This is a genomic window from Streptomyces sp. NPDC058650 (genome assembly GCF_042717315.1).
GTDB lineage: Bacteria > Actinomycetota > Actinomycetes > Streptomycetales > Streptomycetaceae > Streptomyces.
This window is the reverse complement of sequence record NZ_JBHXRL010000009.1, coordinates 175,520-196,290: the sequence shown is the minus strand read 5'-3', so window position 1 is coordinate 196,290 and position 20,771 is coordinate 175,520. Positions and strand designations below refer to the sequence as shown.

The window sequence follows — 20,771 nt, the reverse complement described above, 5'->3', positions numbered from 1 at the left end:
GGCGGCAGGGTTCCGGCAGCACGACTCCGGCAGTCACGGACGACGGAAGGACAGGACACCTCCCATGCTCGGTACGCAGTTCACCACGGGTTCCCCCAGCTGGATCGATCTCGGCAGCCCCGACACCGAGGCCGCCGCGGCGTTCTACGGCGCCGTCTTCGGCTGGGAGTTCCGCTCGGCGGGCCCGGACGCCGGCGGCTACGGCTTCTTCCAGCAGGACGGCCGCACGGTCGCCGCGCTCGGCCCGCTCACCGAGGAGGGCGCGAGCAGCGCCTGGACGGTGTACTTCCGGACACCGGACGCGGACGCCACGCAGAAGGCCGCCGAGTCGGCGGGCGGCACCGTGCGCCTCCCCGCCTTCGACGTCATGGACGCGGGCCGCATGGCCGCCCTCACCGACCCGGGCGGCGCACAGTTCGCCGTCTGGCAGCCGGGCACCACGCAGGGCCTGGAGCGGACCTCGTCCACCAACACGCTGGTCTGGGCGGAACTGCACGTCGCCGACCCGGAGGCCGTCCTCGCCTTCTACCGGACGCTGTTCGGCTGGCGATGGGCGGAGATGGAGGCGCCCGGCATGACGTACCGGGTGATCTCCACCGCCGAGGGCAACCAGGAGGACGCCTCCTTCGGCGGAGTCGCCGAGCTCCAGGGGGAGACACCGCACTGGATCCCGTACTTCGCGGTCGAGGACGCCGACGCGATGGCCCGGGCGGCACAGGGCAACGGCGGGTCGGTCCTCATGCCGGCGGCCGACATCCCGGACGTCGGCCGCATCGCCTGGCTCGCCGACCCCTTCGGCGCCCCCTTCGCGGTGCTGAAGCCCGCGCCGATGGGGTGACCGGGCCGCCTCCGGTAGCCGTCAGCGCGGGAACAGTTCGAACGTCACCGCCGGGCGGTCGCCGAAGCGGGTGGCGGCGCGGGCTGTCGTCGTCGTGAGGAAGGAGCGGACGTACTCCTCCGGGTCCTCGTCCGTCAGGGCCTCGATGTAGGCGCGGTGGCAGAGCAGGGAGCGGATGGCGCGGTCCAGGCCCGGGGTCGCGTCGACCGCGTGGGTCGGGGTGCTGGAGGCCGCGACCGCGACCCAGCGCACGCCGTCCCAGGGCTCCAGGCCCTGTTCGGTGAGTTCGGGGAAGATCCAGCGGTTTCCGGCGTCGGCCGCCGCGTCGAGCGTGGCGCGGCCGACGGCGAGGTGGTCGGGGGTGTTCCAGGGGGCGCCGGGGCCGCCGCCCCAGGTGTCGCGGTGGTTGAGGGTGATGACGAGCTCGGGGCGGTGGCGGCGGATCGCGGCCGCGATGTCGCGGCGCAGCCCGAGGCCGTACTCGATGACGCCGTCGCGGTGGTCGAGGAAGTCGACGGTGTCGACGCCGACGACGGCGGCGCTGTCCCGCTGCTCCCGTTCGCGCAGCGGGCCGCAGACATCCGGGGCGAGGGTGTCGATGCCGGCCTCGCCGCGCGTGGCGAGGACGTAGACGACCTCCTTGCCCGCGTCCGTCCAGTCGGCGACGGCGGCGGCGCAGCCGTACTCCAGGTCGTCGGGGTGGGCGACCACCGCGAGGGCCCGCTGCCAGTCGCGGGGCATGTCCAGGAGGCCCGTGGCGTCGTTCTCGATCATGAGCGCAGGATACGGGCCGCGTCCGAGACGGTCGGGCGGAACGCTCCGGCGAGGATCACCGAGCGCGAGACGTGCCGTGGGCGGTCGGGGTTGAGGCCGCGCCGGTCCGCGAGGGCGACGGCGAGCCGCTGGGCGCGGACGAGCGCGGCGACCGGGTCGATCGCGTCGGCGGCGAACAGGGCGCCGGTGGACTCCACTTCGTCCCGGAGGCCCGAGGGGGCGGGGCCGAAGCAGCAGACCAGGCTCGTCCGGTCGCTGATGCTGATCGGGCCGTGCCGGTACTCCATGGCCGCGTACGACTCCGTCCAGGCGCGGGCCACTTCGCGGAGTTTGAGCGCCGCCTCGTCGGCGAGGCCCACGGTCCAGCCGGTGCCGAGGAAGGTGAACTGGCCGCGTCGCTCCCAGACGGCGGGCAGCCGCTCGTACAGCACGAGTTCCGCGTCGACGATGGCGGGCGTGAGGTCCACCCCGAGTCCGGCGCGCAGGAGTTGGAGGGCGGTCGTCGCGAACCGGGTCTGGACGACGGAGCGTTCGTCGGCGAAGGCGAGGTCGACGGTCTCGTCCGCGAGCTGTCCCGCCGGGCTGTCGGGGACGCCGGTGAGCACGAGGGTCGGGATGCGGCCGGCCGCGCCGGCGAGGAGGTTCACGACCTCCGTGGTCGTACCGGAGCGGGTGAGGGCGACGATCCGGTCGTAGCCGCGGCCGAGCGGCGTCCGGTCGGAGGCGGGGAAGGCGTCGGTCTCGCCCCCGCCGAGGGACTCCCGCAGCGCCGCGTAGGCGCGGGCGATGAAGTACGAGGTGCCGCAGCCGACGACGGCGACGCGCTCGCCCCGGCGCGGCAGCCGGGCGGCGTGGCGGTCGGCGGTCTCGGCGGCGCGGCGCCAGCAGTCGGGCTGGCTGGCGATCTCCCCGGTGACGTGGGTGCTCATGGTGCGGTCCTCTCTCGCGGACTCCCCCGTGGGGTCCGGACCGAGTTCTACCGGCAACGGTCAAGAGCACACCATGAGCAATAGGGACTCACCGCTTGGACTTTCCTCGGCTCCCCCTCACCTCGCGACCGCGCGTCCGCCCCCGCAGGACGCGCGGACGACGAGCCGGGGCCGCAGCTGCACCTGGTGGAGCGGGGCCGCGTCGCCCTCGGCGAGGCGCCGGAGCAGGATCTGCGCGGCGAGCCGCCCGAGCTGGTACTTGGGCGGCGAGACGGCCGTCAGCGGGGTCTCCGCGACGTCGGCGAACTCGTTGTCGTAGCTGATCACCGCCAGGTCCTCGGGCACTCGGAGCCCGGCGCGGCGGACCGCCCCGAGCATCAGCGCGGCCTCCCGGTCGCCGAAGCAGAGCGCCGCGGTGACCCCGGCGGCCCGCAGGGCGTCGAGGGCCCGGTCGGCGCGGGCCGCGTCCCAGCCGGCCATGAGGTCCCGTTCGTACGGCGGCGCCTCGGGCAGCCCGAGGTCGGCGAGCGCCCGGGCGAAGCCGGACTCGATGGGCGCGGTGGTGGGCGCGTCGGTGCGGGCGACGAGACCGAGCCGTTCGTGGCCGAGGCCGTGCAGATGGCGCACGGCGTCGTAGGCGCCGCCCTCGTGGTCGGTGCAGACGTGTTCGGTGGCGTCGCCGGGGCCGTGGGCGGCGAGCCGGCGTTCGACGAGGACGGCGGGCACGGGCAGTGCGAGGAGTTCCTCGGCGCGCCGGCCGGGGTCGGTGGCGGTGTGCAGGCTCGGGACGAGGAGGAGCCCGTGGACGCCGTCGGAGAGGAGGCGTTCGACGGCGGCGTCCTCCTCGTCGGGGTCGTAGTGGGAGCAGGCGAGGACGAGCCGGGCGCCGTCCGCCGCGAGTTCCTTCTCGATGCCCTGGAGGACGCGCGGGTAGTAGAACGTGGTGTCGGGGACGAGGACGCCGACGATCCGGCGGCCGGTCCCGCCCCGCTCGGGGCGGTGGGCGGCGAAGGAGCCCGCGCCCTGGCGGCGCTCGACGAGGCCGAGGGCGACGAGGTCCTCGTAGGCGCGGCGGACGGTCGTCACCGACAGGCCCGTCTCGGTGGCGAGGGCGCGTTCGGTGGGGAGTTTGCTGCCGGGCGGCCAGGTGCCGTCGAGGATGCCGCGCCGCAGCTCGGCCATGAGGGCCCGGAACTTCAGTTCCCGGCCGGACGCCGGAGTCTCGCGTCCCGCCATCCGGGCCCCCTCACGTTCCCGCGCCGCGCGCGGCGCCCTTGCCGGTCGATTGCGCGCCGCATCCTATGCCCGGACGATCAGCACCGGCCCCGGGAGGTCAGACCTCGTCCCTGGCGAGCGAGAGCAGCCGGTCGAGGACGCGCGGACCGCCGGCCCGCACCCCGTCGTGCTCGAACTCGTCGGTCACCCACGTCCGCAGGCCGCGCACGGCGCTCGCCGTTTCGAGGGAGTGGGCGGTGTCCACGTACATGTCGTCGTGGTAGACGGCGGCGGCGACCGGGATCTCGTTGGCGGCGAGGCGCTCGGGGTCGTAGAGCGGGTCCCAGTCGGCGCGCGCGGCGAGCAGTTCGGCGGTCTCGCGGAGCGGCCGCAGGGCGGGATCGGTGGTGAAGTGCCAGGGGTGAACGGTCTCGCCGGTGAAGAGGAGGGGCTCGCCCGCGGAGAGGGCCGACGCGGCGTCGAACTCGGGGAACTCGCCCCGGACGCGCTCGGCGGCCCAGTCGGTGGGGCCCAGGCCCTGGGCGTAGATGGCCTCGTGGAGCACGGCGTAGAGCGGGTGTCCCGCGTACGACAGATGGGCCTGGACCTGTTCCAGGAAGGCGTCGGCGAGCGCGGGTCCGGCCGGGGTCGGGACGAAGGCGTGCTCCAGGAGCAGATGGAGCTGGTGGGTGCCGTCGCCGGAGCCGAGGAGGATGCCGAGGGACTGGAAGGCCTCGACGGTCAGGAGCCCGCCGCCGGGGAGGGTGACCTCGCGGTCGAGGAGGTGGGCGGCGATCGCCCGGGCCCGTTCGGCGTCCTGCGGGTAGCGGGCGAAGTGGGCCTCGTTCTTGCGCCGGATGCGGGGGTAGGCGGCGCGGTAGACCTCGTCGGCCGTGGCGTACAGGGAGGGAAGGCCTCCGGTGACGAGGACCGTCTCCAGCCCTTCGGGGGCGGTGGAGAGGTAGTGGGTGGCGCAGAAGCCGCCGAAGCTCTGGCCGAGGACGGTCCAGGGAGCGCCGCCGGTGAGGCGTCGCCGGATCAGTTCGCAGTCCTTGACGATGGAGTCGGCGCGGAAGTGGGCGAGGTAGTCGGCCTGCTCGCGCGGGGTGCCGCGCAGGGGCAGGGTCTGGCGGTTGGCGGGGGTGGAGCGGCCGGTGCCGCGCTGGTCGAGGAGGAGGACGCGGTACTCGCGTACGGCCCGTCCGAGCCAGGCCTGCGGGCCGATGAAGCGGCGGGCGCCGAAGCCGGGCCCGCCCTCCAGGTAGACCAGCCAGGGGAGCCGTTCGGGGTCCCGGCCGGCCTTCTCGCTCGCGACGAGCTCGCGGCCGTAGATCTCGATCCGCTCGCCGTCGGGGCGGGTGTGGTCGAGGGGGACGGGGAAGCGGTGGTCGGTGAGGACGAGGCCCGGCTGGCGGTAGGTGGTCAACGCTGCTCCTGCTGCTCCTGATCGGTACGCCCCCGCCAGGACAGTGGATCACACGGCGGGGGCGCACGAGGGGCGGGGAGGGTCAGGAGGTGGGGAAGGAGTCCGCCGTCCTGATCCGGTCGCGGATCCAGACGCCGGCGGGCTTGAGGGAGCCGGTGCCGGTCCACGTTCCGCCGGCGGCGCAGGTGCCGGGCTTGAAGACGGCGCCGCTGCGGTCGTCGTCGGAGAAGTTCCAGTTGACCCAGCTGATCTTCTTCGCGGCCATCAGGTCGAGGTACTTCTGCGTCATGGCGAAGTCGTTGCCGCCCTCGCCGGCGTAGTTCTGCGTGCCGAACTCGGTGACGAAGACGGGCAGCTTGTCGGCGGCGCGGGACAGGGTGTTCAGGTACTCGTCCCGGTGGGAGTACGCGTAGAAGTGGAACGTGTACATGATGTTGCTCGCGTTCACCGGGTTGGACACGACCTCGGACTCGTTCGCCCCTTCCGAGACCCCGAACGAGGACCAGGCGCGGGTGCCGACGAGGACCGGGGTCTCGGCGTCCTTGGCGCGGATGACGGGGATGAGCGCCTCGGCGTAGCTCTTGATCCGGGACCAGGCGACGCCGCTGGGCTCGTTGGCGATCTCGTAGAGCAGGTTGGTCTTGGCGCCGTGGCGCTGGGCGATCTCGGTGAAGAAGGTCTTGGCGCGGGCGAGGTTGGCGTGCGGGTCGCCCGGGTCGAGCATGTGCCAGTCGACGATCACGTACATGCCGCGTGCGGTGGCCTGCTCGATGAGCGCGTGCGCCAGGTCGGTGTACTTGCGGGGGTCGGTCTCGTAGCCGCCCTCCTGGACGTACGTGGAGACGCGCAGGACGTCGGCGTTCCAGTCCTTGGCGAGGGCGTCGAGGGAGCCGCCCGTGAGGCACTGGGCGTACCACTGGGTGCCGTGGCTGGACATGCCGCGCAGCTGGATCGGCTTGCCGTACGTGTTGCAGAGCTTGGTGCCGCAGACCGTGAGCTGTCCGTTGATCGCGGCGGGGGTGGAGGCGGTGGGCGGCGGGGTGGTGGCGGTGTCGACGGTGAGGTGGTCGACGTTGGGGCCGCCGTTCGCGGTGGTGGCGGTGGCGCGGACGGTGTTGGCGCCGGCCTTGAGGGTGGCGGTGATCTGTGTGGTCGCCCAGCTGGTCCAGGCTCCGGTGCCGGCGAAGGCCTTGCCGGCGGCGGCGGTGGCGCCGTTGACGGTGATGTCCATGGGGCGGTTGGTCGTCGTGCCGTTGGCGTACCGCAGGGTGAGTGTGGCGGTGCCCGCCTGGGCGGCGTTGACGTTCCACTGGACGTAACTGCCGCTGGTGTTGTCGTAGTTGACGAATCCGGTGCCGGTGAATCCGGTGTGGTTGGACTCGGCGAGGCCCTGGGAGACGGTGGCCGTCTCCGCCTCGTGGGTGACGGGGGCGGCGCTCGCGGTGGGCGGTGCGGTGGCGAGGCCGAGGAGCAGGGCGCCGAGGGCGGTGCCGGCGACGCCGAGGCGCCGGAGTCCGGTGCGGGAGCGGGGTCGTACGGATCGTGCCGAAGTCATGGGGGTCTCCACGGAACGACGAACGAGGGGTGGGGATGGGGCGTTGGACGCGCATCCGACTGGAAGGAAACTTTCCTAACGGATGAATAGCAGGGGTCCGCAGCGCCCCGCAAGGGTCATGACAAGAGACACTGTTCAGCGGGCTGACGACGGAGCCTCGACTCGTCGGCCCGGAATCAGGCCCCTGTCGGCGAGGTAGTTCCGCGCCACGTCCTCCGGGAGCCGGCGCCAGCTGTCCACCCGCTCGTTGAGCTCCGCCAGATCAGCCGTGGTCAGGACGGTGTTGAGGCGGTCGAGCGCCTCCGTGACGCGTGCGCTCCCGGCGCGGGCGCGGTTGACGACGGGCACGATGTGGTCGGCGTTCTGGAGGTTCTTGTCGTCGGCGAGGAGGACGAGCCCGAAGTCGTCGAGCGTGGCGTCCGTGGTCGTCGTGAGCACCAGCTGGTCCTGGCCGCTCTGGACGGCCTGCTTCGCCTGGGTCGTCCCGACGCCCTTGGGGTCGACGGCGGTCACCTCGATCCCGTAGACCTTCGTCAGACCGGGGGCGCAGTACGGCCGCCGGACGCACTCGTCCCCGGCCGCGAGCCGGACGGGGAGGCGGGCGGCGCCGAGGTCGCTCAGGGTCTTCAGGCGGTGCTCGGCGGCGTAGGCGGCGGTGACGGCGAAGGCGTTCTGGTCGACGGCGCGGCCGGGGTCGAGGACGGTGAGCCCGCGCGGTGCGGCGAGCGCGCGGAGGGCGGTCATGGTCGCGGCCAGGTCGGGTGAGCCGACGGTCGGCGCGTCCGGCCCGTTGGCCTTGGCGTTCAGCCAGTCGGCGAAGGTCGCCGCGTACTCCGGTACGACGTCGATCTGCCCGTTCTCCAGCGCGGGTTCGTACAGCTCTCGGTTGGTGACGGAGAGGATCTTCGTGCGGTAGCCGGCCTCTTCGAGGAGCAGCGCGTACATCTGGGCGAGCAGGTCGCTCTCGGTGAAACCGGCCGAGCCGACGGTCAGACTGCGGCTGTCGCCCGGCGGCGCCGTGACCTCGCCCTGATCCTCCAAGCTCGGGCCCGTGGCACAGCCGGCGAGGGAGAGGGAAAGGGAGAGGGAGAGGGCAAGCAGCACTGCCGTGGGTACGCGGGGCGGCCTCACGCGCCGCTCCCCCGCGCCCCGGCGGGCGCGAGGCGCCGGACCCCCTCGAAGACACCCTCCACCAGGAGCGCGAGCGCGGCGACGAGGAGGGCCCCGGCGACGACCTGGGGCGTGGAGGCGAGGTTGAACCCCGCCGTGATGATCCGCCCGAGCCCGCCGCCGCCGGCGAGCGCGGCCACGGTGGCGGTGGCGACGAGCTGGACGGCGGCGATCCGTACGCCGGTGAGGACCATCGGCAGCGCGAGCGGCAGCTCGACCCGGGCGAGCGTCTGACTGCCCGTCATGCCCATGCCCCGGGCGGCCCGTACGACGTCGGCGTCGACGCCGCGCATCCCCACGTACGCGTTGGTGAGCAGCGGGGGCGCGGCGAAGAGGACGAGCGCGATGATCGTCGGCCACTGGCCGTACGGGCCGAGGGGGCTGAGGAGCAGGAGGACGAGGACGGCGAAGGTGGGCACCGCACGGCCCGCGTTGGCGAGGTTCACGGCGAGCGCGCCGCCCTTGCCGAGGTGACCGAGGACGAGCGCGACGGGCAGGGCGACGAGGCAGCTGAGCGCGAGGCAGACGACGGTGAGGAACAGGTGCTCGCCGAGCCGGTGCCAGACGCCGTTCTCGCCGGACCAGTGCGCGGCGGTGGTGAGCCACGACCAGGCGTCGGTCAGCGTGGTCACGCGGCCTGTCCCCGGGTCCAGGGGGTGAGGAACCGCTGCGCGCCGAGGAGGAGCAGGTCGGCGACGACGGCGATGACGACGCAGAGGACGGAGGCGGTGAGGACCTGGGCCTTGAAGTAGGTGTTCATCCCGGCGTAGATCAGGTTGCCGAGACCGCCGTGGCCGACGATCGCGCCGATGGTGACGAGGGAGACGGCGGAGACGGTGGCGATGCGCAGCCCGGCCATGGCGGCGGGCAGCGCGAGCGGCAGTTCGACGGCGAGGAGGAGGCGGATCGGCCCGTAGCCGAGGCCGCGCGCGGCCTGGCGCGTCTCCTCGGGGACGGCGCGGAGCCCGGCGAGGATGTTCCGTACGAGGAGGGTGAGCGAGTAGAGGACGAGACCGGCCACGACCAGGGCGGCGGAGAGTCCGTACACGGGCAGGAGCAGCGAGAACATCGCCAGGGACGGGATCGTGTACAGGACCGTGGTGATCCCGAGGACGGGCCCCGCCGCCCAGCGCCAGCGGCGCGCGACGACCGCGAGGGGCAGGGCGAGCAGGAGGCCGAGGGCGACCGAGACCGCGGTCAGCTGGAGGTGCTGGACGACGGCGTCGCTCAGGATCTCGCCGCGCGTGGACACGTAGGCGCCGCAGATCCACTCGTTGCGGGCGAGGCAGTCGTCGGGCGGCGCGGTCACCTTCCCATTCGAGACGGCACGCGGGCGCGGCGCACCTCCGGCCGGGCCGTTCGGGGGCGGGGCGCGTCCGCCTCCCCGGTCAGGGGTGACCGTGGAGGACGGAGAGGACGTTGCCCGCCGGGTCCGTGAACCAGGCGATGGTCGGTCCGCCCTCGGCTCGCACGATGCCCTTCTCGTCCGCCTCGAATTCGGGGTAGCGCTCTGGGGTCACCCCGCGCGCCGCCAGCTCGTCGACGGTCCGGTCGACGTCGTCGACCTCGAAGTTCAGGATCGTGAACGAGGCGGGGGTGTGGTTCTCCTTGGGATAGACGAAGATCCGGGCCCCGCCGCCGAGGGTGAGGGTGAGCATCCGCATGTCGCCCTCCCCTTCCTCCTCCACCTTCAGACCGAGGGTCTCGCCGTAGAAGCGCCGGGCGGCGTCGAGGTCGTCGACCGAGAAGCCGCTGAACGCCGTGGTCTCGCCGAACATGGCGTACTCCCTTCCGGGGGACTCTTCCGAGGCCCCCTTCCAGGATCCGCCGAAGGGTCGCGATGCGCTCAGGGGACGCCGAGGGCGAGCTCAGGGGACGGCCAAGGCCCTGGTCAGGGAGCGATCGGCAGCTGCCGCTTGTGCTCGGTGAGCCGGTAGCGGCGGACGATGGAGGCGAAGGCGGCCTCAGCGACCGGCTTGCCCTCCAGGAAGTCGTCGATGTCGTCGTACGTGACGCCGAGCGCGTCCTCGTCGGGCTTGCCCGGGTCCAGGGTCTCCAGGTCGGCCGTCGGGACCTTCCACACCAGCCCGGCCGGGGCGCCGAGCTCGGCGGCGACCGCGCGGACGCGCCGCTTGGTGAGACCGGTGAGCGGGACGACGTCGGCGGCGCCGTCGCCGAACTTGGTGAAGAAGCCGGAGACGGCCTCGGCGGCGTGGTCGGTGCCGACGACGAGACCGTCCTGGGCGCCGGCGACCGCGTACTGGGCGATCATCCGCTGGCGGGCCTTGATGTTGCCCTGCACGAAGTCCTGGTGGTGGGCGTCACGGAAGGCCACCCCGCCCGCGAGACAGGCCTCCAGGGCCGCGTCGCTCGCGGCCTTCACGTCCACCGTGAGGACCTGGTCGGCGCGGATGAAGCCGAGGGCGGTCTGCGCGTCGCTCTCGTCGGCCTGGACTCCGTACGGCAGGCGCATGGCGTAGAAGGTGGCGTCGTGGCCGGCGGCCCGGACACGCTCGACGGCGAGCTGGCAGAGCCGCCCGGCGGTGGTCGAGTCGACGCCGCCGCTGATGCCGAGGACGAGGGAGCGCAGACCGGTGGAGGTGAGGCGCTCGGCGAGGAAGGCCACTCGGCGCTCGATCTCCACGGCCGGGTCGAAGGTGTCGGACACCTCGAGGTCCCGGGCGATCTGCTGCTGGAGGGCGGTGGACGCCGGGTCGGTCACGGGGGTCTCCTCGTCGGGGTCGGGCTGGCTGCGATGTACCGGGGTCGACTCTACGCGCCGCCCGATCAGGCGACGGACGCGTCCGGGGTGCAGAGCACGTCGACCAGCTGGACGAGGTTGTCGGCGAAGCCGCCGCGGTTCCACGGGGCGACGAGCGGCTGGACGTGGCCTTCGGCGCCGGTGGCCCGCACGGCAAGGTGGTGCGGCCCGGGCGTCGCCGTCCACGTGGTGTGCCGGGACGACCAGGCCCAGGGGTGCGCGGGGTCGTGATCGAGTACGGCGTCGGTCCACGCCGCACCGCCGTGGTACTCGCCGTCCTCGCCGTCCTCGCCGATCTCACCGTCCTCGCGCCCCTCTCCGACCTCACCGCCCTCACCGCCCTCACCGACCTCTCCGACCTCGACGCGGGTGACCGGGCCGTGGCCGGACCAGGCGCGCACGGCGAGCGGGACGGGCCCGGGACGGACGACCCGGGTGCGGGACATGAAGTCCGGGAAGCCGGGCGGGATCATCAGGGCGCGGGGCGCGATGAGGGTGGCGGGCTCCCCGGGCTCGTCCCCGTCCGTCGACGCCCGGATGCGGTAGGCCACGCTCTGCTGGAGGCCGGTGTACGGATCGGCGGTGACCGTGATGTCGTGGAGCCACTTCACGTGGGCCATGCCGTACCAGCCGGGGACGACGAGCCGGAGCGGGCTGCCGTGCTGCGGGGGCAGGGCGCCCCGTTCGTCGCGTACGCGACGAGGAGCGTAGGGCGAGCGGGTACCGCTCACCCGTCATCGGCCCCGCGGGGAGCCGCGAGCGCCCGGTCGAGACCGTCCTGCGGGAGGCCCGTGAGGGCGCGCAGGAAGATCTCCTCGTAGGCGGGCTCGCCGATGGTCGCGCGGGCCGTGTCGGTGTACTTCTCGCGGAGGGCGCGCAGACCGGGCAGACCGCGGCGGGGCTGGCCGGTGGAGCGCCAGTAGGCCTCCCCCGTGCCCGAGACGTCGGCCGCCCGCTCGCCGTCGCCGGCCGCCGCGAGGGCGGTGGCGAGGACGTCGAGGCCGAGGGCGACGCCCAGGCTCGCGCCGAGCCGCCGGGTGCCTTCGAGCATGGCGCGGGCGTGGCCGGCGGCCGCCGCGGGTTCGCCCTCCAGGAGGCCGGTCAGGGCCAGCTGGTACTCCAGGGCGGTACGGGTCCAGTGTTCGTCGAGCTCCTCGCAGAGGGCCCGGAGCGCCAGGGCCCGCTCGCGGGCCTCGGCGAGCCGGCCCAGGCCGGTGAGGGCGAAGACCCGCACGAGGCCGCAGCGGAGCCGGGCGGCGGAGTCGGCCGGGCCGCCGGGTACGGCGTCGAGGACGTGGTCCACGACGACGAACGCGGCCATGGGGCGGCCGGTGGTCAGGGCGAGCAGCCCCGCGAGGGCGGCGGCGTCCAGGGTGAGGTCGCCGGGCCGGGGCCGCCCGGCCCTCGCGTACGGCGCGCCCGGCCCCGCTCCGGGCCGCGCCTCCGGCCGCTCTCCGGAGCGCGCCTCGGACCGTGGCTCGGAGCGCGCCTCGGACCGTGGCTCGGAGCGCGCCTCGGACCGTGGCTCGGAGCGCGCCTCGGAGCGTGGCTCGGAGCGTGGCTCGGACCCTGGCTCCGGCCGTCCCTCCTCCAGGGCCTCCTCGTACTCCGTGTAGCGGGCCTCGCGGGCGCAGCGTTCGCTGACGTCCTGGGCCGGGCCGAACTCGCCCTGGAGGATGAGAGTCACGCCGAGCGCCCAGAGCGCGCGGGCTCGGGCGCGGCCACGGGAGCCGCTGAGGAGCAGGGCCTGTTCGAGGCCGTCGCAGGCCTCCCGGAGGCGGCCGCGGCAGGACCAGGCGAAGGCGACGGAGCCGACGAGGTCGAGGGCCGCGTCGGGGTCGGTGCGCAGCAGCCGGTCGAGGGCGGTGCGGAGGTCGGTGTGATGGGCGTCGACGCTCCGGTACCAGCGGAGTTGGCGGGCGCCGAGCCATTCGGTGTCCGCGCGGCGGGCGAGGCCCCGGAAGTGGGCGGCGTGCCGGTCGGCGACGGTCCCGGTCTCGCCGGTCCGCTCCAGCCAGGTCGCCCCGTACGCGCGGATCGTGTCGAGCATCCGGTGGCGCCCGGCTCCATCGGGCGGGTGGACCACGGAGGAGCGGACGAGTCCGTCGAGGGCCTCCGGCAGGGTCGCGGAGGTCAGCGGGCCACCGGAGCACACGGCGATCGCCGAGGCGAGGTCGAAGGGACCCCGGAAGACGGAGAGACGGGCCCAGAGGAGGCGTTCGAGCGGGGCGCACAGCTCGTGGCTCCAGCCGATGGCGGCGCGCAGGGTCTGGTGCCGGCCGGGCCACACCCGCTCGGTGTGGGCGAGCAGGTCGAAGCGGGCGCCCGGCGGGGTGTCGAGGCGGGTCCCGAGCTGGTCGCGGACGGCCTCGGCGCCCTGGAGGCGGATCTGCGCGGCGGCCAGCTCCAGGGCGAGGGGGATGCCTTCGAGGCGTACGCAGATCTCCCCGGCGGGTCCCGCGGCGGGGAAGTCCTCCCCGGCGGCCCGGCGGAGCAGCTCCAGGGCGTCCCGCCCCGCGGGCGGCAGCGGGTCGAGGGCGACGACCCGTTCGCCGTCGACGCCGAGGGGGCGGCGGCTGGTGGCGAGGACCGTGAGTCCCGGGGCGGCGGCGAGCAGTTCGGCGACGAGCCGGGCGCTGGGGTCGGCGAGGTGCTCGCAGGAGTCGAGGACGAGGAGCAGCCGGTCCTCGGCGAGCCTGCGGCAGAGCGCGGTGCTCGCCATGCCGGGCGTGTGGTCGGCGAGGTCGACGGAGTCGGCGACGAGCGCGACGAGGAGCCGGTCGCCGTCGAGGGGGGTCAGGTCGGTCCACCAGGCACCGTCCGGGAACCGCTCGGCGACGCGGTGCGCGGAGCGCAGCGCGAGCCGGGTCTTGCCGACGCCGCCGACGCCGGTCACGGTGACGAGGCGGTCCTCCGCCAACGCGGCGGATATTCGGCCCAGTTCCGTGCGGCGCCCCACGAACCCAGGGTTCTCGTCCGGAAGATGTCCACGCACGAAGGCAGTCTCCCTCAATTGGGCGAGGAACGGGCGTACGGATCCGGTTCGTTACGCACCTTCGACGGTCACCACCACCGAGTGCCATCCCTGCGCCCCGTCGGGCATGGTGCCGGTGCGCTTCTCGGGCTGGGTGGAGCCGGTGCTGTCGGTGGCACGGACGGTGAGGGTGTGCCGGCCGGGAGTGGCCTGCCACGGGTACGCCCACTGGCGCCAGGTGTCACGGCTGTCCTCGGCGGCGAGCCCGGCGTCCCGCCAGGGGCCGTCGTCGATCCGAACCTCGACGCGGGCGATGCCCCGGTGCTGGGCCCAGGCCACTCCGGCGATCATGACGGTACCGGCGGCGGGCCGGGCGAGGGCGCGTGGAGTGTCGATGCGGGACTGGGTCTTCACGGGCGCCTCGGCGGCCCAGCCGCGCGGGACCCAGTAGGCGTCGTAGGCGTCGAAGGTGGTGAGCTCGATCGACTCGATCCACTTGCAGGCCGAGACGTACCCATACAGGCCGGGGACGAGCATGCGGACGGGGAAGCCGTGGGTGAAGGGCAGGGGTTCGCCGTTCATCCCGAAGGCGAGGAGGGCGTCCCGGCCGTCCATGACGTCCTCGACGGGGGTGCCAATGGTCATGCCGTCGACGGAACGGGCGACGAGCTGGTCGGCGGGGCCGCCCTCGGAGGGCGGCCGGACGCCCGCCTCGCGGAGCAGGTCGGCGAGGTGGACGCCGAGCCAGCGGGCGTTGCCGACGTACGGGCCGCCGACCTCGTTGGAGACACAGGCCAGGGTGATGTCCCGCTCCACCACCCTGCGCGCCATCAGCTCGCGGAGAGTGAGGACGCGTTCCTCACGGACGCCGCTGCCGTGGAGACGCAGGCGCCAGCGATCGGCGTCGACCTTGGGGACCACGAGCGCGGTGTCGACGCGGTAGAAGTCGCGGTTGGGGGTGAGGAAGGGGCTGATGCCCGGGACACGGAGCTGGGCCCCGGCGGGCACGGGCGGGGCGGGGGACTCCGGGCGGGGCAGCCGGAGCGCCGCCCGGGAGGCGGCCGCGTTCTCTGCGACGGGCGAGCCGGCCGCCCTGCCGAGGGCGGCGGCGCCGGTCGCGGCGAGCCCGGCGGACGCGGCGACGATCAGGAAGCCGCGCCGGTCAGACCGGTCCACGAGGTCCGACGGCTCCGCGCGGCCCTCACCGTCCGCGAGGTCCGACCGATCCACACGGTCCTCACCCTCCGCCACGTCCGACCGATCAGTCCCGCTCGACCGATCAGCCCCGTCCGTCAGGTCCGGTCCGCCCGGCAGGTCCGGCCGCGGTGCGGCGCCTGCTCGTGGGGCGAGGAGCCGGCCGGTCAGGACGTACAGCAGGACCGCGCCGGCAGCCGCGCCGACCAGGGAGGGCACGGCGTCCAGGGCGGAGTCCGAGTCGGGGCGGGTGACGGCGGCGAGTGCGCCGAGCAGGCCGAAGGCGCCGACCGCCGCCGAACCGGCCGCCCGGTGCCGGAGCGCGAGCAGTCCGATCCCGGCGGCGAGCAGGCCGAGGAGGACCAGGATGCCGAGTTGGAGGACCGCCTTGTCGCTCTCGCCGAAGACGCGGATCGCCCACTGTTCCACGGCCGCCGGGGTCCGGTCGACGACGGCGCCGCCGACGGCGGGCACGGGGCTCGCCTCGGGCCGTACCCAGAAGGCGACGAGGTCCGCGACGGCGAGCGAGACGTACGCGGCGACGAGGCCGCCGACCGCTGCCAGGAGTCGGTCCGTGCGCGTGGGCTCGCGCGGGGGCGCTGAGAGGGTCATGCCTCTCATTCGGCATCGACGGCGCTCCGGATGGGGCGATTCACCTGGACGGGTGGGCCGCAGCGCCGACCGGTCCCTTCCCGGACGCCGTCCCCGGACCCGCCGCGCACACGCGTCGCCTACGCGTCGTTTCCGGCCCTCAGCGCGCGAGCACGGTGGCACGCCGGCTCCGCCCCGGCGCCTCGCCCAGCGAGCGGCGCAGCCGGTCGAGACCGCGCCGCGCGTGGCTCTTCACGGTGCCGAGCGGCAATCCGGTCCGCTCGGCGATCTGGACGTGGGTGAGGTCCCCGTAGAAGGCCATGGCGAGGACCTCGCGCTGCGCGGCGGGGAGTTTCGCCAGCTCACCGGTGACCACGAGCCGGTCGAGGACCGCGTCGGGGCCGTGGGCGGACGCGTCGCGCTCGTGGGAGAGCCGCGCACCGGCCGCGATCACCAGGTCCCGGCGGCGGGTGCGGGCCGAGAGGGCGTCGGCGATCTTCCGCCGGGTGATGCCGACGAGCCAGCCGGGGAACGGGCCGCGCTCCGGCCGGTAGCCGGCGCGTCCCCGCCAGGCGGCGAGGAAGACCTGCTGGCCGACGTCCTCCGCCTCCTTGGGATCGCCCAGGCAACGCGCGGCGAGTGCGGTCACGAGGCCGGACCACCGGGCGTACGCGGCGGTCAGGCAGCGGTCGTCGCCGCGTACGAAGCCCTCGGCGACCTCGTGATCGGGCAGGGAACCGGCCTCGCTCCACGGCGACGGCCGGAGGGCGACACTCGGTGCGGACATGGCGACTGCTCCTCTGGCCTGGACCGGGGGTGACCCGGTCGGCGGGCGGCGGTCCCCTCGCGGGGGACCCTCAGGCTCCGTCACGGCGCCGCCGCGGCTCCACCCGCATCGCTTGTGCGTCGTATCGTGGAACCATGAACGAGCCCTCGCCGGGAATCACCAGCGGAGCGGTGGCGCGCCGCCTGGGCGTCGCGCCCACGACCCTGCGCTCCTGGGACCGGCGCTACGGCATCGGCCCGGCCGCCCGCGAGGACGGCAGACACCGACGGTGGACCCCGGACGACATCGCCGTCCTGCGGGAGATGTGCCGCCTGACCTCGTCCGGGTTCCCGCCGGCGGAGGCCGCGCGCGCCGCCAAGGCAGGAGCGGCGCCCGCCGCGCCCGTCCCGCCCGCCGCCGAGGACGGACCCACCGAGCGGCGCCCCGCGGACGCTCCGCCTCCTGGGGCGCTGCGACGGGAGGTCCGCGGTCTGGGCCGCGCGGCCGTACGACTCGACTCCGGTGCCATGGACGAGCTCTTGGAGTCCGCGATCGCGACACACGGTCTGGTCGCCGCCTGGGAGGAGGTGATGGCCCCGGCCCTGCACGCCGTCGGCCGCAAGTGGGCGACCTCGGAGGACCGTTACGTCGAGGTGGAACACCTGCTGTCCTGGCATGTGTCGTCGGCCCTGCGCCGGTTCGACTCCGTGGCGCGCTCCGGCGCCCCGGCGGCCGGCACTCCCCCGGTGCTGCTCGCCTGTGTGCCCGGCGAGCAGCACACGCTTCCGCTTGAGGCCCTCACCGCCGGACTCGCCGAACTCGGAGTGCCCACCCTGATGTTCGGGGCGGCGGTGCCGCCGGAGGCGCTCGACCAGGCGGTACGGAGGACCGGTCCCGCCGCGGTCGTGCTCTGGGCCCAGGCACGGTCCACGGCCCACCACCCCCTGGCACGCCACGTCGCCGACATGTCCTGGGGCGTCAAAGGCGCCAGGAACCGTCCGGTCGTCCTCCTCGCGGGCCCCGGCTGGGCGGGCCGGACCCCCGCGCCGGGGATGCCGCGCCCGGGCGGGCTGCGGGAGGCCCTGACCCTGCTGCGCGGGCTCTGCGACGCGGCGCGCGACGGCGAGCGGCCGGCCTCCGCGTCGGCGTCGGCGTCGTCCTGAGAGCCGGGGGCTGAGCGCGGCGCTCAGTCCCGACCCCGTGCGTGCCGGAAGCGGGCGAGCCCGTCGGCCAGTTCGATCATCGGGTCGGGGTAGTCGTAGCGGGCCCGTTCGAGGCCGGGCAGTCTCCACGGCTCGTGGATCGCGGGACCTTCGAGGCCGGCGAGTTCCGGTACCCATCGCCGTACGTACGCGCCGTCGGGGTCGTATCGCTTTCCCTGGATCACCGGGTTGAGCACCCGGTTGGGGCGGCTGTCGGTGCCCGTGCCGGCCATCCACTGCCAGTTGAGCTGGTTGTTCGCGACGTCACCGTCGACCAGTAGGTCCATGAAGTGCCGCGCGCCCTCACGCCAGTCGAGGTACAGCGTCTTGGTCAGGAACGACGCCGTGAGCAGCCGCCCCCGGTTGTGCATCCAGCCCTCGTGGGCGAGCTGCCGCATCGCGGCGTCCACGACGGGGTAGCCGGTGCGGCCCTCCTGCCAGGCCCGGAGGTCGGCCTCGGCCTCCTTCCCGCGTCGCCAATGGTCGTGACGGGTGCGGTAGTCGGTGGCGGCGGCGTCGGGGCGGGCGGCGAGGACCTGGTGGTGGAAGTCGCGCCAGCAGAGCTGCCGGACGAACGCCTCCGCGCCGGGCCCGCCCCGCGACCGGGCCCGGTGGGCGGCCTCGGCCGCCGAGACGGCTCCGAAGTGGAGGTACGGCGACAGGCGCGAGGTCGCGTCGCCCGCGAGGTCGTCGTGGCGCTCCTCGTACGTGTCGGCGTACCGGCCCAGCCAGGCGGCGAGCCGCTCGCGGCCCTCCTTCTCGCCGCCGGTGGCCAGGCCGGCGGAGACGGAGGGAACGTCGGCGGGGCTGGGCAGGTCCTCGGACCGGACCTTCTCGGGTACCCGTACGCGGCCGGGCGCCGCGAGCGGCTCGCGCAGACGCTCGCGCGACCAGCGCCTGAAGTAGGGGGTGAAGACCGCGTAGTGGTCCGAGCCGTTCGGTGTCACCGCGCCGGTGGGCAGTGCGGTGACGACGCCGTCGTGGACGTACAGCCGCCGCCCGTCCGCCTCCAGGGCGCGGCGCAGCCGGTCCTCGCGGCGCCGCGCGAAGCCGCTGCACCCGGCCGCCATGTGGACGTCGTCGGCGTCGGCCTCGCGCACGACGCGGCACACCTCGGCGACGGGGTCGCCCGAGCGCACGACGAGTCGGCCGCCGCGCTCCCGCAGCCCGGCGTCGAGGCCGGTGAGGCAGGCGGCGAGGAAGGCGAGGCGGTTCGGCGCGAACCGGCCCGCGCGGTCCACCGCCGGATCCCGCACGAACAGGGGAACGACCTCGTTTCCCTGGCCCAGCGCCGCGCGCAGGGGCGGATGGTCGTGGACGCGGAGGTCCGAGGTGAACAGGACGACCGAGACGTTCATGGCACCGCTCCTGGCAGGGGACCACCGACCGCCGCGCGACGCGCGGGCCCGATGCTCACTGGGCTGACCTTGCGGAGGTCATTCGCGGCGGGCGCGTGCGCCGGATGCGGTCCACGGGCGGGAGGTGCCGGGCATCGGACCGCGCCGCCACTCCGACTCGTCGACCCGGGCACGCTCGTCGACCCGGGCGGCTGGTCGACCCGGCCGCGCTGGTCGACCGGGGCGGCTGGTCGACCCGGGCCGCTCGTCGACCCGGCCTCGCTCGTCGACCCGGGCCGCTCGTGGACCCGGCCGCGCTCGTGGACCCGGCCACGCTCGTGGACCCGGGCCGCTCGTGGATCCGGCCGCGCTCGTGTCGACCCGGCCGCGCTCGTGTCGACCCGGCCGCGCTCGTGTCGACCCGGCCGGGCTCGTGCGCGCGGCCCGCGCTCCGGTCATCTGGTCCCGTCCGTCGGGCCCCGATGCTCGCCCGGCGTGGCCAGTTCCTCCACGGCGTCGGCCCCGACGACCGCGCCCGTGGACTTCTTGCCGCGCCGCAGGCGGCCTTCGAGCCAGGAGGCGAAGGTGGTGAGCGCGAAGTTGAGGATGACGAAGATGACGGCGACGACGGTGAAGCAGGCGATCGTGTTCGCGCCGTAGTTCGCGCTCGTCGGGCGTACGGAGGCGAGGAGTTCGGAGAAGCCGAGCATCGCACCGCCGAGCGCGGTGTCCTTGACGATGACGACGAGCTGGCTGACGAGGGCGGGCAGCATGGCGGTGACCGCCTGCGGGAGCAGGACGTACGTCATGGTCTGGCCCTTGCGCATGCCGATGGCCTTCGCCGCGTCGGTCTGGCCGCTGGGCAGGGAGAGGATGCCGGCGCGGACGACCTCGGCGAGCACGGAGGCGTTGTAGAGAACGAGGCCGGTGACGACGGCGTAGAGCGGGCGGACGTCCGGACTCATGTCGGTGAACTCGGAGTAGGCGGCGTCGGCGAAGAGCATGAGGATCAGGACGGGGATGGCCCGGAAGAACTCGACGACGGTGCCGGCCGCGCCGCGCACCCAGCGGTGCTCGGAGAGGCGGGAGATGCCGAGGAAGGCGCCGAGGGGCAAGGCGATCACCATGGCGAGCGCGGCGGCGATCACGGTGTTCTTCAGGGCGGGCAGGATGTACGTCTCCCAGACCCGGGCGTCGGTGAAGAAGGGCGCCCACTTCTCCCATTCGAGCTGGTTCTTCTCGGCGAGGCTCGCCACGACCCACCACACCACGGCGGCGAGGGCGACCACGAACAGCAGCGTCCAGAGGAGGTTGCGCCGTCGGGCGCGCGGCCCGGGGACGTCGTAGAGGACCGTGGGCTTGCTCTTCACCGTTTCACCGCCACCTTCTTGGCCACCCACCCGAGGAACAGCCCGGTGGGCAGGGTGAGACAGAGGAAGCCGACGGCGAAGATCGCGGAGATGAGGATGAGTTGGGCCTCGTTCTCGATCATCTCGCGCATCAGCAGGGCCGCTTCGGCGACGCCGATCGCGGCGGCCACGGTGGTGTTCTTGGTGAGGGCGATGAGGACACTGGCGAGCGGGCCGACGACGGAGCGGAAGGCCTGCGGGAGCACGATGATGCGCAGCACCTGCGGGAAGCTGAGCCCGATGGCGCGGGCCGCCTCGACCTGCCCGAGGGGGACGGTGTTGATGCCGGAGCGGACCGCCTCGCAGACGAAGGCGCTCGTGTAGGCGGTGAGGCCGAGGACGGCGAGCCGGAAGTTGATCGTCGTGAACCTGTCGGCACCCAGGCTGACCCCGAGGGTCTGGAAGAGGCCGAGGGAGGTGAAGACGATGATGACAGTGAGGGGGATGTTGCGGACGATGTTGACGTAGCAGGTGCCGAAGCCCCGCATCAGAGGGACGGGGCTGACGCGCATGGCGGCCAGCACCGTCCCCCAGATCAGGGAGCCGATGGCGGAGTACACGGTGAGCTGCACCGTTACCCAGAAGGCTCCGAGCAGGTCGTACCCCTGGAGGAAGTCGAACACGACGGCC

The 20,771-nt window shown here is 74.2% G+C and carries 18 protein-coding genes and 1 pseudogene; 2 read left to right on the top strand and 17 right to left on the bottom strand.

Translation table 11 applies throughout. From position 1 onward, the window contains the following. Positions 1–64 precede the first annotated feature (64 nt). Entirely contained in the window at positions 65–838 is a 774-nt protein-coding gene (locus ACFWWU_RS18700) for a VOC family protein (protein ID WP_384146400.1), read from the top strand. Positions 839–859: 21 nt separating this feature from the next. Here ACFWWU_RS18700 and ACFWWU_RS18695 read toward each other — a convergent pair whose 3' ends face one another. From ACFWWU_RS18695 to ACFWWU_RS18630, 14 genes and pseudogenes are all read right to left on the bottom strand, one after another. Further along, entirely contained in the window at positions 860–1,612 is a 753-nt protein-coding gene (locus tag ACFWWU_RS18695) for a PIG-L deacetylase family protein (protein ID WP_384146397.1), read from the bottom strand. Further along, positions 1,609–2,541, bottom strand: a complete 933-nt coding sequence (locus tag ACFWWU_RS18690) for an SIS domain-containing protein (RefSeq protein ID WP_384146394.1) — start codon at positions 2,539–2,541, stop codon at positions 1,609–1,611. The genes ACFWWU_RS18695 and ACFWWU_RS18690 overlap by 4 nt, the downstream gene beginning before the upstream one ends. Before the next feature lie 117 nt (positions 2,542–2,658). After that, positions 2,659–3,777 (bottom strand): substrate-binding domain-containing protein, encoded by a 1,119-nt coding sequence (locus ACFWWU_RS18685; protein ID WP_384146391.1) that lies wholly within the window; start codon positions 3,775–3,777, stop codon positions 2,659–2,661. A gap of 97 nt (positions 3,778–3,874) precedes the next feature. Next, positions 3,875–5,182 (bottom strand): alpha/beta fold hydrolase, encoded by a 1,308-nt coding sequence (locus tag ACFWWU_RS18680; RefSeq protein ID WP_384146388.1) that lies wholly within the window; start codon positions 5,180–5,182, stop codon positions 3,875–3,877. A gap of 82 nt (positions 5,183–5,264) precedes the next feature. After that, positions 5,265–6,737: a cellulase family glycosylhydrolase gene (locus ACFWWU_RS18675; protein WP_384146385.1), complete on the bottom strand. Its 1,473-nt coding sequence runs from the start codon at positions 6,735–6,737 to the stop codon at positions 5,265–5,267. Between the two features lie 135 nt (positions 6,738–6,872). Then, positions 6,873–7,841: an ABC transporter substrate-binding protein gene (locus ACFWWU_RS18670; RefSeq protein ID WP_384146731.1), complete on the bottom strand. Its 969-nt coding sequence runs from the start codon at positions 7,839–7,841 to the stop codon at positions 6,873–6,875. 23 nt (positions 7,842–7,864) lie between these two features. Then, complete coding sequence (locus ACFWWU_RS18665; RefSeq protein ID WP_384146382.1) at positions 7,865–8,539, bottom strand: ABC transporter permease; 675 nt, start codon at positions 8,537–8,539, stop codon at positions 7,865–7,867. Beyond that, positions 8,536–9,216: an ABC transporter permease gene (locus ACFWWU_RS18660; protein WP_384146379.1), complete on the bottom strand. Its 681-nt coding sequence runs from the start codon at positions 9,214–9,216 to the stop codon at positions 8,536–8,538. Before ACFWWU_RS18660 ends, ACFWWU_RS18665 begins: the two co-directional genes overlap by 4 nt. 79 nt (positions 9,217–9,295) lie before the next feature. After that, positions 9,296–9,685 carry a VOC family protein gene (locus ACFWWU_RS18655; RefSeq protein ID WP_384146376.1) on the bottom strand — a complete coding sequence of 130 codons (390 nt, stop codon included), beginning with the start codon at positions 9,683–9,685 and terminating at the stop codon, positions 9,296–9,298. A gap of 113 nt (positions 9,686–9,798) precedes the next feature. Continuing rightward, positions 9,799–10,629, bottom strand: a complete 831-nt coding sequence (nadE, locus tag ACFWWU_RS18650; RefSeq protein ID WP_384146373.1) for an ammonia-dependent NAD(+) synthetase — start codon at positions 10,627–10,629, stop codon at positions 9,799–9,801. A 65-nt stretch (positions 10,630–10,694) separates the two neighbouring features. Then, positions 10,695–11,395: pseudogene (locus tag ACFWWU_RS18645) on the bottom strand (molybdopterin-dependent oxidoreductase); the annotation flags it as partial. Next, positions 11,396–13,627: an ATP-binding protein gene (locus ACFWWU_RS18640; RefSeq protein WP_384146370.1), complete on the bottom strand. Its 2,232-nt coding sequence runs from the start codon at positions 13,625–13,627 to the stop codon at positions 11,396–11,398. A gap of 87 nt (positions 13,628–13,714) precedes the next feature. After that, a complete protein-coding gene (locus ACFWWU_RS18635; RefSeq protein ID WP_384146367.1) occupies positions 13,715–15,448 on the bottom strand; it encodes a molybdopterin-dependent oxidoreductase in 1,734 nt (577 codons plus the stop codon). Between the two features lie 139 nt (positions 15,449–15,587). Continuing rightward, positions 15,588–16,214, bottom strand: coding sequence for a sigma-70 family RNA polymerase sigma factor (locus ACFWWU_RS18630; RefSeq protein WP_384146364.1), 627 nt, complete (start codon positions 16,212–16,214; stop codon positions 15,588–15,590). A gap of 134 nt (positions 16,215–16,348) precedes the next feature. On the opposite strand from ACFWWU_RS18630, the gene ACFWWU_RS18625 reads away from it, so the two are divergent. Continuing rightward, positions 16,349–17,356, top strand: a complete 1,008-nt coding sequence (locus tag ACFWWU_RS18625; RefSeq protein ID WP_384146361.1) for a MerR family transcriptional regulator — start codon at positions 16,349–16,351, stop codon at positions 17,354–17,356. A gap of 23 nt (positions 17,357–17,379) precedes the next feature. Here the strand turns inward: ACFWWU_RS18625 and ACFWWU_RS18620 are convergent, their stop codons facing one another. From ACFWWU_RS18620 to ACFWWU_RS18610, 3 genes are all read right to left on the bottom strand, one after another. Continuing rightward, the gene (locus tag ACFWWU_RS18620; RefSeq protein WP_384146358.1) at positions 17,380–18,753 is read right to left on the bottom strand and encodes a cryptochrome/photolyase family protein; all 1,374 of its coding nucleotides are present in this window, start codon (positions 18,751–18,753) and stop codon (positions 17,380–17,382) included. Between the two features lie 434 nt (positions 18,754–19,187). Then, positions 19,188–20,102 carry an amino acid ABC transporter permease gene (locus ACFWWU_RS18615; protein WP_384146355.1) on the bottom strand — a complete coding sequence of 305 codons (915 nt, stop codon included), beginning with the start codon at positions 20,100–20,102 and terminating at the stop codon, positions 19,188–19,190. Next, complete coding sequence (locus ACFWWU_RS18610) at positions 20,099–20,764, bottom strand: amino acid ABC transporter permease (RefSeq protein WP_189836060.1); 666 nt, start codon at positions 20,762–20,764, stop codon at positions 20,099–20,101. Before ACFWWU_RS18610 ends, ACFWWU_RS18615 begins: the two co-directional genes overlap by 4 nt. Positions 20,765–20,771 lie beyond the last annotated feature (7 nt).